Origin of the sequence: Microvenator marinus, assembly GCF_007993755.1 — a bacterium.
Classification (GTDB): Bacteria; Myxococcota_A; Bradymonadia; order Bradymonadales; family Bradymonadaceae; genus Allomicrovenator; species Allomicrovenator marinus.
Genome location: NZ_CP042467.1, coordinates 4,254,345 through 4,270,494, shown reverse-complemented (window position 1 = coordinate 4,270,494; position 16,150 = coordinate 4,254,345). Strand labels below are relative to the sequence as shown.

The window sequence follows — 16,150 nt, the reverse complement described above, 5'->3', positions numbered from 1 at the left end:
TTCTACCCGCCCATCTGGGCATCTGTGTTTAACGGACCGTAGACGTTTTATGTCTGAACTTCAAGACAAGTCATCAAGGCCTAAAGAGGAGGCCGAAGTTGACGACGAGTGTGACTGTGAGTGGGTCGATGAGGTGGGTGTAAGTGGCAAGTCGTGTGCGGATATAACCACCCACACCGTAGGTAAACTGGTAGGCTACTTCGGAGTCAAGAAAGATGACGGCACCTGAATTCGGTTGGTACTCTGCGTCAAAAGTAAAGACGTCGGGACCGCCACCAACGGCGATATTAAATGCGCCTCGGTGGTTATCAAAGGCCTGACCCCAGCTCACAAAACCGCCCACTAAAACGATAAGTGGATCCACCGCAAATCGGTCGTCGATTCCTCTGAATTCTTCTGGATCGACCTGACTGATGAGCGCCTGAAAGAAGACAAATTCCGCCGCTGCCACAAGGCCGAGGGAAAACCTGTCTGAACCAGACACAAATGTACGCCCCAACTTCAAGCTCAGTGGCTCGAAGTAGACCATATTGAACTCTTCGTTGATCGCACGAGCGAAGTCCTCTGAGCCAGGAATGTCGAGGGCTTCACGAATCGCGTAGAAGAGCATATCGAACCCAAATGGTACAACTGGCGCGTGGATATCTACAAAGGCGACGTCGTTCTTGAGCCTCAGACCGAAGTCAAAATAGACAAATGGCCGGCCCTGGTTGGAGTTGAAGAGTCCCGAGAGGGTTGCACCCGCCCTAAACGTCCACGAGTCGAGAAGTGGTGGGATAATCTCAGGCGCTTCCAACGCAAAAGCGTCTCGTGGACTTTCAGCCCATACCGGCTGGGCCAGCGTCATCAGAACCAGACCTAAAACCCACCTCATTTCTCTCTCGCTGCGCGCGCCAGATTGATGAGTGTATCGAAGTCGTAATCCTCGTTTACTCGGCTGAACACGTGCCTGTAGAGGGCCTTCTTCTCTGCCCACGGGACCTGCAAATCAGGTTGATGTGGACGCAAAAACTCTACGCCAGGGTCGGAGTCGTCCATGAAGTCGATCGCGTGGAACTCTAGGTTCAGAAAAGGATTTGTGCGCCGCATCATGGCGTATGCGATATCAAATCCCTTGGCCTTCAGAAGGTGCAAGCTCGTGCCAATGATGGGCAGGCGAGTCCCCGGCGTGACTGCCATTGGGACTTCGACGATCTTTGAGTTGCCACGCCGCCAAAACTTCTGCGGGTCCGGATGGTAGGGGTGAATCGGAGCGATCAAGGCCTCTGCGCGGGTCATCGAGCTACGGCTCGGGCGGCCCCGCACTTTGAGCCAGCCCATCACAGCCCCCTTAGCCGTGTAATACGACGGGCATGGAAACACAGAAGAATCGTACGCGTAGCCTCGCCGCTCGCAGATATTAATCAACCTCGAGTCGACGTTATAGCCAGGTGTTCGAAACCCACGCGGCTTTTGACCGCTAATCTCCACAAGCACTTCTTCGGCGCGCTCGAAATCGGCGATGAGCGCCACTTCGGAGAACTTGCGCATGGCGTAATCATGAGCCCAGGAATGGTTCGCAAGCTCGTGTCCAGCAGTCGAGGCATCCTTGAGCAAGCCATGGTGCGCGGGGTTTTCTGCGTCTTTACCCACCACAAAGAGGGTGGACTTTAGACCAAGCTCGTCGAGAAAGCCCAAAAGACGATCCACACCCACCGCGTAGGCGGCGTCCGCCCCTTCAACTTTGGCCGCGTCCAGGCCGTGGATCTCCCGATAACAAGCCATCGAGTCGAGATCTACGCTGATGCTGGCAATCTGCACGTCGTTTGACATAAAGTGCTCCAAGGCCTTGGACCATATCACGAGCGATTCCACGAACGAAGCCGGAGCAAACATGCACATCAAATTGATTACGATCGGGGTCTCTCACTACTGCGAAAAAGCGCGATGGGCGCTTGACTTGGCGGGTCTCGATTTCACGGAAGATGCGCACGCTCCGATTTTCCACATCCCCTACGTCAAGTCCGTGGGCGCCGGGCGAACGGTCCCAGTGCTTGTGGCCGAGCGCGTGATTGGCGACTCGACTGAGATTCTCAAATGGATTGGCGCACACCCTGCTTCGACGTGGGACCCGTACGAGCACGAAGCCGCGCTTGAGTGGGAAGAGAAGTTTGACCAGATCGTAGGCCCGCATGCGCGGCGACTCGCCTATGGCTGGATGCTGCCGCACAAAGACTTGGTGATGACGATGATGCACGGCAAAGCTAAGACGTGGGAGAGCCGCTCGTTGCAGGTATCGTATCCGTTGGCGGCAGCAGGCTTGAGAAAGTCGTTGAATATCACGCCGGACGGCGTGGCGAGGTCGAAGGCTAAGCTCGACGCGATCTTCGCCGAAGTGGCCGAGGTTTTGGACGGGCGCGACTATATCGTGGGCGAGAAGCTCAGCGCGGCAGATCTGACGTTTGCGGCGCTCGCCGCGCCCTTAGTACTGCCTAAAGGCTATGGGTGGACCATGCCCGTCGTGGAGGATCTTCCCGATGAGATTCGCGAAGAGGTTGAGGCATATCGAAATCACCCCGCCGGGCAATTCGTGATGAAGACCTATGACGCTCACCGATAACGAGTAATTAGAGCTTCTTCCAGTTGGCCTTTGGAATTTGCGAGGAAGTCGGTGGTGGGGCATTTCCAAGGATCAAGAGAGCGCGCCGGTTCTTTTCTTCCGAAACATTGTCGGCGGTTTGAACCGCGAGTACTGACTCTCCAAAGCCTTGGGAAAAGACGTTGATCTTGAGGCCCTTCTTTTTGAACCACGCTCCAATCGCGCGAGCGCGAGCCTGACTAAGCTTGATATTGTCGGCGGCCCCTCCCACGGTGTCCGTGTATCCGGCCACGTAGAGTGACATATCGAGCCCCTTAGACCGGTGTTTGCTCATCGCCTCTTGTACTCGTTTTAAGGTGGCTTCGAGCTTCGGCTCCTCTGAGGGCTGCCAGGTGTCCTTACCAAAATCAAAGACGATATCTTCGTGTGGAATGTCTACCCAGAATGGCTCAAGGATGACGCCTGCCCAGAAGCCTGCGACGTCGTGCGCCACGAGTTTGATGCCGCCTACGCCAGCTTTGGTCGCCGGCCAGGTGATCTTGATATCTCCGGCCTTGCCTCCGATAGCCTGTGTTCGCTCTACAACCTTGGTACCGTTTTCGTCATAGATTTCGATCTCGACTTTATCCAGCGGCACATTGACGCCAAGGATGAGCTCGCCTTCAGCCACGCGGACTTGCTCACGGTCCACCGTCATTTGGATAGGGTCCACATAATGCACGGTCGTTGTAAAAGAGGTCTCGAGGGTCTGATCAAAATTTGTGGTGCCGGTGACGCTGATTTCATAATCGAAAGAGCCCTTCTTCTGCTTGAATGGGACGCGCTTTTCCTGACCAGGCTTAAGGCTTCCAAGCTTTGTGCGCTGGGTCTGTCCGTCACTCCTCTTCATCACGACTTCGCCAGATTTGATGTACTCCTTTGCTCTCATGATGAGCATCGGCGATTCCGAATCGGTCTGGGCGAGGTTGCGGATTTGGTAGTCGAAAAGGGCTTGGCCGGCCTGAGCGAAAGCGACGCCCCCTGTGCTCAAGCTCACGAGTCCAGCAGCCAAAAATCCTAAGAAATATCGTCTTTTCATTCTTTCCTCATTGCGGCAGCGCGCCAAAGGTTCCCTCGGCACTCTAAGAAACGCAGCGCGGCATAGCAAGATTCAAAACAAAGTGGTGCAAAGTCGGGGGTGAGCGTGTTAGATAGAGCTTGCGAACCACTTAAATGGAGAATTCAATGGCATCTTTGCCAACCAACCCAAATATTGCGATTTTTTGTGACTATGAAAACGTGGCCATCGGCGCCAAAGACGCGAACTACACGAACCTCGATATCAGCCTTATCATTGAGCGTTTGCTCGACAAGGGCACGATCGTGGTCAAGCGCGCCTACTCCGATTGGGACACGTTCAAGCAGGCTAAAAAGCCCATGCACGAGGCGGCGTTCGAGCTCATCGAGATCCCGCACGTCTCGTATTCCGGAAAGAACTCGGCGGATATTCGAATGGTCGTCGACGCGCTCGACCTTTGCTACACCAAGCCTCACGTCAACGTCTTCGTGATCATTTCCGGTGATTCGGACTTCTCACCGCTCGTCTCGAAGCTTCGTGAGAACAATAAGTTTGTGATCGGAATTGGTGTCAAATCCTCAAGCTCAAAACTCTTGCTCGAGAACTGCGACGAATACATCTTCTACGACGACCTCGTTCGCGAAAAACGAAAGTCCGAGAGGAATGCCCAGCAAAAAGGTCGCCAAAAACGAGAGACCACCGAGACTCAGCCCAGCAACGGTGCGCCAGCGAAAGAAGGCGAGACCAACGCGGACCGCGCGGGAGCAAGGCAGGAAGCTGTGGACCTTGTGCTCGAGACCGTTGAAGCCCTTTTCCGTGAGCGAGACGAGAATATCTGGGCCTCGCACGTCAAGCAGGTCATCAAGAGAAAGCGGCCTCAGTTCTCAGAAACATTCTACGGGTTTAGAAGTTTCAACGAGCTCATCGAAGAAAGCCAGACCCAACAACTTCTGGATATTCAGAAGGACGAGAAGTCTGGCGGCTACGTCATCATTGGATTTGGGCCCAAAGCCTGAATTAATCCAGCCTTTTTCGACGCACAATCTTTGAGGGGGGACGGGTCCAGACTTGAAAGTTTGGCTCGAAACCCATAAGGAGAGTTTGGAAATGAAACCGCTCTTTCAGGGAGATTGAGATGAAAAAATTTGCGTTGATGATGCTTGTCTTAGGAATCACGGCTGCGTGTGGTGATGATGATCCGCCGAAGGGTGGAAACAACACCAACAATGACACCGTGAACAATATTGAGGACATGGGTCCAGACGACATGAATAATGTCGAGGACATGCCTACCAATAATCCTCAGGAGGATATGGGACCAGATTTGGAGCCGGATATGCCGGAGCCAGATATGCCTGCGGACATGGAAGAAGACATGCCGGAGCCGGATATGGAGCCGGATATGGAACCTGACATGGAAGTGGATATGGAGGTCGACATGGATCCACCTGCCATGCCAGACCCCGCCTCAGAGGCCGAGATCGCACTCATTCGAGGAGGCACGCTCGGGAGCGTCACGGCTGCTGCAGTGACCTATATCAAGCCAGCAGTTGGAAATGATGTGGCGGGCTTCTTCGTGCAAGCGACTCAGCAGGGTCCAGCGATCTTCGTAGCTGTAGACCCAGCCACCACGACACCCGCCCTCAATGTTGGGGATATCGTCGGGTTCACGGTAGATACTCTGACCGACATCGATGGAAATACCGTGGCCAACGCCATCTCCAACCTCACCGTGGCTGGTGGTGGGTTTGATGTGACCACGCTCGCTCAAGACATCACGGCCGTGAACGATATCGTGTCGGCACTTCCGACCTATGAGGCTGAGTTGGTTTCGGGTCAGATCGAGGTCTTGACCGATATCGGGTTCGCCGGAAGCGGCCACTCGGGCTCCGACGTGAACAACACCGTGCTCGTTGGCGACTTGAACTTCGAATTCCGCGTCCCTAACGACCTCCAAGACGTGTACACGTTTGAGCCATTCTGCTTGCTCACGCTCGAGACCGCCCACGTTTGGCGTTTTCAGGACCGCGCGCAGATCTCGTTCTACAGTATCGACGACCTCTCGGACGCAACCTGCCCTGCACCAAAAGTCACGGGTGCTGTGGGCACCGCTCCAACCGAAGTTGTGATCGACTTCAATCGCCACCTTGACGCTGCATCCGTGCTTCCAGACGGCTCTCAGTTCACCCTGGACGGCGGTCTGACTGTGAGTGCGGCAAGTGTAAGTGGAAATCGAGTCACCTTGACTGTCAGTACTCAAACTCCTGGCGAAGCCTATATCGTCACCGTTGCGGATACCGTATTGGATATCCTCGGTGGCGCGGTTGTAGCTCCGGACAACGAGGAGATCTTCGAAGGCTACGCCACGCCTGCAGTGCTTCGAATCAACGAAGTCGCGGCAGAACAAACTGGTGGTTGCGACCTTGTCGAGTTTCGAGTGATTAGTGGCGGAACTCTCGGTGGCATGAGCTTCAACGAGCGAACATCGAATATCTTCGACTTCCCTTCCATCGACGTGGCCACCAACGATTTGATCGTTCTACATATTGATGCGAACGACGCAAACTGCGGTAACGGAACTTCGGAAACCACGGCTAAGAATGAGTTCCCACAAGCGACCGTCGCCCAAAATTACGATGACGCTTGGGATTTCTACTCCACCGACAGCGGTCTCACGAGCACGGATAACGTATTTACAGTGGTGAATCGTGCAGGCGATATCGAAGATGCCATCTTTGCGGCACGTGATGCTTGTACAAGTGCTGCGGGTGGTACTGAAACGCGTGCGGCACAAGTGGCAGCAGCAAACGAGTGGGAAAATGTAGGCGGTGGACAGCCTGCTGGTGGATACATCGACGCTGACTTCTGCGCCAATGCCGCCCCAGGATTGGATCAGGAAGACGTGTCGATCCAGCGCGTCGATGACGGGGACACCAACACTGCCGCTGACTGGACGACGGCACCACAGGCTTTCACCTTTGGCGCCCTGAACGCTGGTCAAACCGCGTTCTAATCCCCGGTCAAAACTAACTCAAAGCCTAAGGCCGCGAGAGTTTCCGATGGATGGTTGAAGCATCTATCCCGAGGAGCTCCGCGGCCTGTGTTTTGTTCCCTCCACAATAGTCCAACACTCGCCGAATATGACGGTCTTCGACTTCACGCAGGTTGAAGAGGTCCAGCGGAGCCGAGTCTTCGGCATGGGACTGAACGGGGTCGAACTCACCGAGAATTACGTAGCGCTGTACGGCGTTTTCGAGCTCTCGGACGTTGCCAGCCCATGGTGCGCGCAAGAATCGCTCTAGAAGCTCGGAGGGTAGCTCACGGACGCTCGATTTAAACTCCACTCGGTACTTATCGAAAAAATGCCTCGTGAGCGTTTCGATATCTTCGCGACGTTCCCTGAGCGCAGGCACCTGGACGTTGAGCACGTCGAGCCTAAAGAAGAGGTCTTCTCTAAACTTCCCGGATTTGATGAGTTCTTCGAGCGGTTGATGAGTGGCAGCGATGATTCTGACGTCGACTTTGCGTGAGGCATCCGATCCCACGGGGCGGATCTCCTTTTCCTGAAGAACGCGCAGGAGTTTGGCCTGAAGCTCAGCCGGCATATCGCCGATTTCGTCCAAGAAAAGGGTGCCTCCATCGGCCTCGAGGAAGAGTCCGCGCCTTGCGTTCGCAGCCCCCGTAAAGGCGCCTTTTGCGTGTCCAAAGAGCTCACTCTCCAAGAGTTCTTGCGGCAGAGATGTACAGTTGACCGCCACAAATGGGGCGGCGGCGCGAAGGCCGGCTTCGTGGATTGCGCGCGCAACGAGCTCTTTTCCCGTCCCGCTCTCACCTCGAATCAGAACCGGCGCATCCACGCTCGAAATCTTGCCGATGCGTTCGCGCAGGCGTTGCATGGCGGCTGATTGCCCCACGAATCGGTCGATGCCTTGGGAGCGTTCGGCGCGAAGGCGGCGATTTTCGCTCTGCATGGACCGTGCTTCGAGAGCGCGGTTGACCCAAATCAAGACTTCGTCGAGCCGAAAAGGTTTTGTGAAGTAATGGGCTGCGCCTTGTTTGATGGCCTCCACGGCAGAGTCCACACCACCAAACGCAGTCATGATGAGAACCGGCAAGTCGGGGTCCAACTCTTTGAAGGCCTTGAGTACATCAAAGCCGTCAAATCCACGCATCCTGAGGTCGGTGATCACGAGATCAGGAAGCCTCTCAATGGCGAGTACCAAAGCAGTGCGCCCATCGGTGGATACATCCACGATGAATTCCTCGTCTCGCAATTGTTCGGCGAGTAGTTCGACCATTTCCTCATGGTCGTCGATCACTAGAATTCGGGCATGTCGTTTCATAAGTGGCACGTTATCTGCTTCAACCATTCTACGTGAAACCTTCTTTTCGGCTACCCTCAGTATGACGACAGCCTCTTCAAAGCTCACAATTTTGGTGGATGACTCGGACGAAATGACTGGGCTCCTTGCCCAAGCGCTCAGCGATCATGGCTTTGAAGTCATCGTCTTAAATGATCTCGAAGGCGCGCATGCCTTGGGCGGAGCGCAAGGCGTGGTCATCAGCGACACCCGAATTCCGGCGGTTACGCTTAGAAAGCTGGCAGAGCTCGCACCTTCGAGACCCTCCATCGTTCTGGTTTCCTGCGCACTCGATGTGCCTGAGCCCGATGGTGTGTTCTTCTTGCGCAAACCCTTCGAGCTTCAAGACCTCTTTGAGTTGGTTGAGCGAGTGTTGGGGACTGGCAATTTGCAAGACGACTCTAGCAGATTGCAAGACTCTGAAGGCTTTGGACCGTCTCGCGCTTCAACATAATCACGGAGTGCCGCACCAGACCAAGGCGATCGCGAATTCGACTACCTCCTCCGAATCTTGGCACACCGCTTGCTCAATAAGAATTTTGTTAAAGAGACCGAAACAACCATTCGGAACAAAGGAGAATCTAACTATGAATCGTGTGTTGGTGTTGAGTGTGTTGGCGCTATTTATGACCTCTGCGTGCGCGTCGGCCCCTAAAAAGGCGGTGGTTCCTGATGAGACCAGTCTCGGCACCGCGGCACCGGCTGAGGAGAAGACCGCACCGTCGCGTAGCGAAGAGCCCGACCGTGCAGGAGACGACATCACCAGTCCGGTGTATTTCGCCTACAACTCCTCGGAAATCGATTCGAGTTATTCTGGACAGCTTCAGGCTCTGGCCACTGAAATCCGCTCAACTAACGGAGAGTTGGTGATCGAAGGCCATACCGACGAGCGAGGAAGCACGGAGTTCAACCTGGCTCTTGGTGAGCGCAGGGCACAGTCGACCAAGCAGTACTTGGTGCGTCTAGGCGTCTCCGGACAAAATGTTAACACGATTTCTTACGGTGAAGAGCGTCCCGCCGCCATGGGCGATACAGAATCCGCCCACTCTAAGAATCGTCGTGCAGAGTTCATCCTGTCGAATTGACCATCCCTTCCGAATCGACAGGATTCGATGTTGAGGTTTGACCAGCACCTCTTCATTGAACAACGGCCATCGTGTTCGCACGGTGGCCGTTGTGATTTCTTGAAGACGGCCATCGCAGTTCAACACGCGCGCCCTTGGAAACCTCAGAGAGACTCACTTCCACCCCGTGGTTACGAGCGATCTGGCCCACCACTGTCAACCCGAGCCCAGTTCCCTGGCCTCGCTTCTTCGTGGTGTAAAAGGGGTCGAAGACCCGATGCCGATCTGCTGAGGGTATGCCTGGGCCATTATCTTCAACCCAGATCAGAACGTGGCCGGATTCATCTCGGGCGCCGATCTCGACTCGCGCCTCTTCCATCCCTTGCACCGCATCAATCGCGTTGATTACCAGATTCAGCAGCACCTGTTGTACCTGATCAGGGTTGGCCTGAATGGTGGAGATATCGTTCGGAATGGAGACGTCAATGGTGAGCCCTTCTCGAAGCTCGTACGAGAGAAGCTCTCTGACCTGAAGCGCAACCGCGTGGAGGTCTACACTTTCTACGCTGGCCTCTTTGATGCGTGAGAAGTCGAGCAACTCTTGAATGGTTCGGCTGACGCGATCGATCTGCTCGATGATGACCTCGAGCCCGCGTTGATGCGTGCTCTCGGATTCTAGCTTGCGTTGAATGAGCTCAGCACGGCCCCGGACCACACCCAATGGGGTACCGATCTCATGAGCAATTCCGGCCGCGAGCACCCCCACGGTGGCGAGCTTCTCCATTCGCAAGAGTTGCTCTTCCAGGGTCCGCAGATCCGAGAGGTTCTCGACGATTACCACGACGCTTGCGTCCTCAGCCTGCGGCTCGATAGGCACGACGTGTAGTTGGAATACCCCGTCTCCAAAGGGCAAGGCGTTCTCAAAAATCTTGCTACGAGGCGTTCGGGTTTGGCTGACCTCGACGAGGAGCTCGCGGATCGCAGAAAACTCAGGCCCGAAAATCTCTTTAAACGCCTTGTTTTGGTCGCTGATTTCGAGGTTAGAGTCCAATATCCCAACCGCGATCGGGATGGATTGAACCACCTTATGCGCCTTCTCGTGCAGGTGAGAAAGGTAGGCCGTAGTGCGCAATCTCTCCTCTAGAATTGCCGTCTTTCTGACCACGACAAACGCGTAGCCACCGAACAAAATCAGAACCAAGATGAGCGCGGTCGCAAAACCAATCAATCGACTTTGCAGGGAAGACTGAGCGTTTCGAATCGAGGCGAGCGATGAGAAGCTCGCGATGGACCAGAAGACGCCATCGCGCACTTCCACGCGTTCCATGGCAACAACCACGTCACCGTCTTCAAAGCCAACCCACTGAGCATCCGCCGCCTTAATCTTGAGCGCGCCGCGCTCCCCCTTTCTCATGCGTTCGAGAACCTCCGCGAGTGCTTCTGGCGGGTTGGAGACGTGCTCCAAAATCGGGCTTGACGTTGAAGGTGCGGGAGAGCCGTGCGGCCCAAGGACGAGGAGCCAGGTATGAGGATCCGAGGCCAAAATCCTAAGTTCATCGAGGAAACTTTGCGTATCGACAAGAAGAACCACTGCCTCGGAAGCGCTTGTCTTCTGCGCGAAGGCGCGGAGCCACGGGTCTTGATTGAGCGCCAAAGGAGACACGGAGGTCCCTTCCTTTAGGGCCTGCATTGCAGCCTTTTCCATGGCCGCGATATCATCGCGACCGGGCAACTCCCCTGCACGAGGGTCCACGATGACCTGCCTCGCGACCCCATTCTTGCCCACCACAGCTCCCGCGCGATATGCTCCGACGCCGCCTAGAAGAGCCTGAAGAAAGGCCTCTCGTTCTGCGTCGGATGCCCCGACCACGAGCCTCGATAGGAACTCAAGGTCGGCAGTTACGTCGCCAACGCTTTCCGTGACAATCCTTGAGACGTCCTGAATCTGCGCAACCCTTTCTTCCTGGAACCGCAGGGCGAGCTCGTCCGAATCGCGCTGAATCAGGTAGAAGGTTGCGAGTAGCACGGCGGTCATCGCTATCGAGAGCAGCGCCAGTGCGATGAGAAGCTTTCTATTCTGGGCTTGTTTTTCGTCACTCATAGAGTCGAATCACCGATAGGGTCTCAATCACCAATTGCGCCGCCGGAGAAAATCCTTAAGGTGCCGCGTGTTCGTTGTCCAGCGGAGTGCAAATTGAGGACCATCATCATCGGAGATATTCACGGTCAGTTCGAGAGCCTGATGGCCCTCACCGACGAGCTAAAATGGCATGATTCGTGCCAGACCTATTTTTGCGGAGACCTTGTCAACGTGGGTCCAAACTCGGCTGACGTGGTCCGTTGGGCCATGGAAAACAACGTCAAGGTCGTGCTTGGGAATCACGATCTTCATATGCTTTCGGTGATGCGAGGAAAGTCGAAGGCTCGGCCGAAAGACACCTTCCATGACATCTTGGAGGCGCGTGACCGGCAAGAGATTTTCGACTGGCTCGTGTCTCAACCGCTGGCCCTTTCGATCGATGCATCCCACATTCTGGTCCATGCAGGCGTACTTCCTGGGTGGACCGAGGAGACGATTCTGGAGCTCAGCGGCGAGGTTGAGGCGGCGCTTCGATCCGATCCCGATTCGTTCTTCGAGAATATGTATGGCAATCAGCCTTCGCTCTGGAGTCCGGAAATCGAAGGTGTGGATCGCCTTCGGATTGCCGTGAACGCGCTCACCCGTGCCAGAGTCCTACATGGCGATGGCCGTCTCGAGTTCGAATACAAGGGGCTCTACGACGAGATCCCGAGCGGGCTGCACGCGTGGTTTGACCTCTGGCCCAAACAAAATCCGCCGCAAAAGATCATCTTTGGTCATTGGTCGGCGCTTGGGGCGCGCGATTTTGGAAATGCGTTCGCGCTCGATAGTGGTGCTGCATGGGGACGAGAGCTCAGCGCCCTTGAATTGAGCTACGCTCAAGGTGTTGCCCAATACACCTTAACGTCCGTACCGGTGATCTGATAAAGGGTAGTCGACTACAACACCAGGGCTTCACCATGAACAAAATTCACGAGATTTCGAAACGCCTATCGAGCCGACTTCACGACCTCGAGTTTCAAGAGCCGGTGACTCATGTTTACAACCCACTCGACTACGCTTGGGAGAGTCACGCCGCGTATCTTGAGTTCGCCGACCATGGCGCAAAAGTCCTCTTCATGGGGATGAACCCCGGGCCGTGGGGAATGGCTCAAACGGGAGTGCCCTTTGGCGATGTGGGATTTGTGCGTGACTTCCTTGGCATCGAGAAGCCCGTCTCTAAGCCTGCGCTGGAACACCCCAAGCGACTTGTTGAAGGCTTTGAGTGCAGCCGAAGCGAAGTCAGCGGATCGCGGCTCTGGGGCTGGGTCCAAGAGCGCTACGAGACGCCGGAAAGCTTCTTCAAGGAGTTCTTCATTTGGAACTATTGCCCACTCTCGTTCATGGAAGAATCTGGACGAAACCGCACGCCAGACCAACTCCCGAAGGAGGAGCGCGAGACCATCTTCGGACCATGTGACGACGCGCTCAGAGAGGTCGTTGAAGCCATGGAGATCGAGATGGTGGTCGGAGTTGGAACCTGGGCGGAGAAGCAGGCCAAACGAGCTCTGAAGAAGTCCGGTACGAAGTTTGGGCGAATTCTGCACCCATCGCCGGCGAGCCCGAAAGCCAATCAGGGATGGGCTCCGATTGTTGAGGACGAACTCAGCGCCCTTGGCCTTATCTGACCTCCTATACTCGCCGCCAAAGCTATGAGATACTTGGGCTATAACGAATTCGCCCCAAAGGTTCTCCTATGCTTCAACGCGTGTTTATCTCATTGTTTTTGATAGTCAGTGGGTGCGAAGCAAGCCTCACTACTAACTACGACGTTGATCCGGCCGAGACTCCCGACGTCTCAAACCCGGATTCCAGCTCGGGTGATGTGGGTCTTTTGGATATGGGCGGGGTTGCGGACATGCCTGCTGAGATGCCAGACCAAGATTTGGATGTGGCGACGGAGGATATGACTCTGGCCGATATGCCGGCAGACATGGTCGTAGATATGCCTCGGGACATGCCCGCAGACATGGTCCCGGATATGCCCGTGGACATGGTTGCAGATATGCCAGACCAGGCGACGGGGCCTGTTTGCGGAAATGGTGTGACCGAAGCGCCTGAGACCTGCGACGGAAACTGCCCCCAGAGTTGTGAAGCGATGGTGTGCCAGACCGCCACCATGAGCGGAACTCCTCAAAATTGTGACGTCGAGTGCTCCTATCAGGCGATCGTGACCTGCACGAATAATGACGGATGTTGTGCGCCGGGTTGTAACGCGAACAACGACGACGATTGTGTGGTGGACTGCCGGAACCCGGCGTCGTGGCCAACCGGCTGGGCAACTTACGAGCAAGAGGTCGTGACCCTGCTCAACCAATATCGGTCAAGCTCTCAGAATTGTGGGACTCGGGGAACGTTCTCGGCGGCAGGGCCCTTGGTGATGAGCCCGACACTCCAAGAAGCTTCGCGCTGTCATTCGGTGGATATGGGCGTTCATAACACTCTGACGCACACGGGGTCTGATGGTAGCTCGTTCTCGCAGCGTGCTTCCGCGGCTGGCTACACGGGTTTCGCGGCGAACGAAAACGCCGGAAAAGGCTATTCGACGCCAGCTAGCGTGGTCCAGGGTTGGATGAACTCGGATGGACACTGCGCGAACGTGATGAACCCCAACATCAACCGTGTGGGCGTTGGGTACTACCTCCACGCGACCTCTGGCCGGTGGTGGACCATGGTTGGCGGCATCAACGGCAACTGAGTCAATTCTACTGGAAGCTCCGAGTACATTCATTTACTCTATGCCTTATGAAAAACCTTCGAAGAGCGATAGCTTTACTGGTCCTCTCCTTCGCCCTAGCAGCATGCGAGGGGCAGATACTCGCCGATCGTGCGGGCATCAACACACCTGAATGCACCACCGCAGCTCAGTGCGAGCTCAAAGTCTGCATGAAGACAGCGTGTGAGAATAATCAGTGCGTGTGGGACCCGATTCCGGAGTGCCAGAGCTGCGAGGATTGTGAAGAAGTGTGCGGGAATGGCGTGATTGAAGGCGACGAGACCTGCGACGGAAACTGCCCAACCACGTGCCAAACCTCAGACGCGTGTACCCCTGAAGTTCTTGTGGGCAGCGCCGCCACCTGCGATGCGAAGTGTGAGGCCGAGCCGTCGATCACCATGTGTTCCGACGGCGACGGGTGTTGCCCAAGTGCCTGCGATTCCACGACGGACTCCGACTGCGGGACGATGTGTGGGAACGGGGTCGTCGAGGCTGAGGAAACCTGTGACGGTGATTGCCCGACTACGTGCGAGAGCCCAGATGCCTGTGTGACCATGAGTTTGAGCGGCGCGGCGGCAACATGTGACGCCGAATGCACGGTTTCAAACACCATCACAGCCTGCGTGGACAATGACGGCTGTTGCCCATCTGCGTGCAACAACACCAACGACAACGACTGCCAGGTGGACTGCACAGACATCGCAGCGTGGCCCTCAAATTGGGCGGCTATGGAGGACGAGGTGATTGTGTTGGTCAACGAGGTTCGTGCTCAGACACAAACATGTGGTCAGTACGGAAGCTTCGACCCCGCAGGGCCTGTGGAGATGAACGACGAAATGCGCATCGCTTCGCGCTGTCATAGCGTGGATATGGGCGAGAGAAACCGACTCGGCCACGACGGCTCGGACGGCTCGTCTTTCTCGCAACGACTCGGCACGGCTGGATACAACGGGCAGCCACGCGGCGAAAACGTGGCCGCCGGATACGGAAGCGCACAAACCGTGGTCAACGGTTGGATGAATAGTCCGGGGCACTGTCGCAACATCATGAATTCTGGTATCAACCGCATGGGCATTGGGTATTACCTTGCTCCCGGATCGCAGTATGGCGATTGGTGGACCATGACCACCGGCATCGGTGGGAATTGACCCCTCTGAACGCGGAAATCCAGAGACCATGAACGAACAACTACCTCCCTCACCCGAGAAGATTTCTTACGATGTAGGCGGCATCACGATTTCCCCGGCTGTCGTTCTGGCGCCCATGGAAGGTGTGACCAATATCGTGTTCCGCCGGCTAATCCGCTCGCTTGGCGGGCCAGGGTTGACCTACACGGAGTTCTTCCCATCAAAATCCATCGCGGAGACCCAAGGTAAGGTGCTCGACGAGATCGCCTTCGATCCCGAAGAGTACCCGATCGCGATCCAGATTTTTGGTCGCGACCCGGCCGTGATGGCTGAGGCCGCCGCAGTAGTTCAGGATTTGGGTGCCACCATTGTGGATATCAATATGGGGTGCCCTTCTAAGAAGGTTTGCGCGCGCTCGGGCGGCTCTGCATTGATGCGCGAGCCTGAACTTGCTGTGGAAATCGTGCGTGCGGTCCGCAAAGTGGTCACAGTGCCACTTACGGTCAAAATGCGCACTGGCTACGACCACGACAACAAGAACGCCCCTGAGCTCGCCTGGCGCTTTCAGGAAGAGGGCGTGGACGCGCTGACCATCCACTGGCGTACCAAAGTTGACCTCTATAGCGGCGTTCGCGACGTCACCCCGATTGCCGAAGCTGTGCAACGGGTGAAGATCCCGGTGCTTGGAAACGGAGACGTTGTGGATGTTCCGAGCGCACACGCGATGATGCAGGAGACGGGGTGTGCCGGCGTCATGATTGGCCGCGGCGCAGTTCAGGACCCCTGGCTTCTACTCAAGATCGCGCGTTGGATGCGCAATGAACCACAGCCTGTTATCAATGCGCGTGAAAGAGAACGTGTGCTCCTGCTCTACCACGAGAAAATCAGCGAGGCGTTTGGCGCAGAACGAGCCGCACTGAACCGTCTCAAGATGGTAGCCAAGTATTTTGCTGAACCCCTAGTTTTTGGCAAATCCTTCCGCAAAGCCGTGACGCGTTCACAAGAGACGTCTGAGGCCTTGGACCATATCCGCACCTACTTCTCGCTGCTTGAGGCGTGGGAAGCCGGCGATCTTGGCGCCTTTGACGGCACCATCTTCGACGAGATGGAAGCCGCAGCTTAGCTGGC

General features: G+C 55.9%; 15 protein-coding genes. 10 read left to right on the top strand and 5 right to left on the bottom strand.

Going from position 1 to position 16,150, the window contains the following annotated elements; genetic code table 11:
- Positions 1-73 precede the first annotated feature (73 nt).
- Both FRD01_RS17600 and FRD01_RS17595 read right to left on the bottom strand, forming a co-directional pair.
- A complete protein-coding gene (locus FRD01_RS17600; protein WP_146961964.1) occupies positions 74-874 on the bottom strand; it encodes a hypothetical protein in 801 nt (266 codons plus the stop codon).
- The gene (locus tag FRD01_RS17595; protein WP_249755714.1) at positions 871-1,812 is read right to left on the bottom strand and encodes a polysaccharide deacetylase family protein; all 942 of its coding nucleotides are present in this window, start codon (positions 1,810-1,812) and stop codon (positions 871-873) included. Before FRD01_RS17595 ends, FRD01_RS17600 begins: the two co-directional genes overlap by 4 nt.
- Before the next feature lie 61 nt (positions 1,813-1,873).
- Here FRD01_RS17595 and FRD01_RS17590 point away from each other — a divergent pair, with 61 nt between their 5' ends.
- The gene (locus tag FRD01_RS17590; protein WP_249755713.1) at positions 1,874-2,599 is read left to right on the top strand and encodes a glutathione S-transferase family protein; all 726 of its coding nucleotides are present in this window, start codon (positions 1,874-1,876) and stop codon (positions 2,597-2,599) included.
- A gap of 7 nt (positions 2,600-2,606) precedes the next feature.
- Here FRD01_RS17590 and FRD01_RS17585 read toward each other — a convergent pair whose 3' ends face one another.
- The gene (locus FRD01_RS17585) at positions 2,607-3,656 is read right to left on the bottom strand and encodes an OmpA family protein (RefSeq protein ID WP_146961957.1); all 1,050 of its coding nucleotides are present in this window, start codon (positions 3,654-3,656) and stop codon (positions 2,607-2,609) included.
- A gap of 146 nt (positions 3,657-3,802) precedes the next feature.
- Here FRD01_RS17585 and FRD01_RS17580 point away from each other — a divergent pair, with 146 nt between their 5' ends.
- Entirely contained in the window at positions 3,803-4,651 is an 849-nt protein-coding gene (locus FRD01_RS17580) for an NYN domain-containing protein (protein ID WP_146961955.1), read from the top strand.
- Positions 4,652-4,770: 119 nt separating this feature from the next.
- Complete coding sequence (locus FRD01_RS17575; RefSeq protein WP_146961953.1) at positions 4,771-6,648, top strand: lipoprotein TP_1001-related protein; 1,878 nt, start codon at positions 4,771-4,773, stop codon at positions 6,646-6,648.
- Between the two features lie 25 nt (positions 6,649-6,673).
- On the opposite strand, the gene FRD01_RS17570 is transcribed toward FRD01_RS17575, so the two are convergent.
- Entirely contained in the window at positions 6,674-7,978 is a 1,305-nt protein-coding gene (locus tag FRD01_RS17570) for a sigma-54-dependent transcriptional regulator (protein ID WP_146961951.1), read from the bottom strand.
- A 61-nt stretch (positions 7,979-8,039) separates the two neighbouring features.
- On the opposite strand from FRD01_RS17570, the gene FRD01_RS24445 reads away from it, so the two are divergent.
- Positions 8,040-8,450: a DNA-binding transcriptional response regulator gene (locus FRD01_RS24445; RefSeq protein ID WP_249755712.1), complete on the top strand. Its 411-nt coding sequence runs from the start codon at positions 8,040-8,042 to the stop codon at positions 8,448-8,450.
- Between the two features lie 133 nt (positions 8,451-8,583).
- Positions 8,584-9,081: an OmpA family protein gene (locus tag FRD01_RS24440; protein ID WP_249755711.1), complete on the top strand. Its 498-nt coding sequence runs from the start codon at positions 8,584-8,586 to the stop codon at positions 9,079-9,081.
- Between the two features lie 52 nt (positions 9,082-9,133).
- Here FRD01_RS24440 and FRD01_RS17560 read toward each other — a convergent pair whose 3' ends face one another.
- Positions 9,134-11,161 (bottom strand): two-component system sensor histidine kinase NtrB, encoded by a 2,028-nt coding sequence (locus FRD01_RS17560; RefSeq protein ID WP_146961947.1) that lies wholly within the window; start codon positions 11,159-11,161, stop codon positions 9,134-9,136.
- A gap of 93 nt (positions 11,162-11,254) precedes the next feature.
- On the opposite strand from FRD01_RS17560, the gene FRD01_RS17555 reads away from it, so the two are divergent.
- The 5 genes from FRD01_RS17555 (at position 11,255) to FRD01_RS17535 (ending at position 16,145) form a co-directional block, all read left to right on the top strand.
- Positions 11,255-12,064: a symmetrical bis(5'-nucleosyl)-tetraphosphatase gene (locus FRD01_RS17555; protein ID WP_249755710.1), complete on the top strand. Its 810-nt coding sequence runs from the start codon at positions 11,255-11,257 to the stop codon at positions 12,062-12,064.
- A 35-nt stretch (positions 12,065-12,099) separates the two neighbouring features.
- Positions 12,100-12,807: a uracil-DNA glycosylase family protein gene (locus FRD01_RS17550; protein WP_146961943.1), complete on the top strand. Its 708-nt coding sequence runs from the start codon at positions 12,100-12,102 to the stop codon at positions 12,805-12,807.
- Positions 12,808-12,875: 68 nt separating this feature from the next.
- Positions 12,876-13,877, top strand: coding sequence for a CAP domain-containing protein (locus FRD01_RS17545; RefSeq protein WP_146961941.1), 1,002 nt, complete (start codon positions 12,876-12,878; stop codon positions 13,875-13,877).
- 47 nt (positions 13,878-13,924) lie between these two features.
- Positions 13,925-15,043, top strand: coding sequence for a CAP domain-containing protein (locus tag FRD01_RS17540; RefSeq protein WP_146961939.1), 1,119 nt, complete (start codon positions 13,925-13,927; stop codon positions 15,041-15,043).
- 28 nt (positions 15,044-15,071) lie between these two features.
- The gene (locus tag FRD01_RS17535) at positions 15,072-16,145 is read left to right on the top strand and encodes a tRNA dihydrouridine synthase (protein ID WP_146961937.1); all 1,074 of its coding nucleotides are present in this window, start codon (positions 15,072-15,074) and stop codon (positions 16,143-16,145) included.
- Positions 16,146-16,150: the final 5 nt, after the last annotated feature.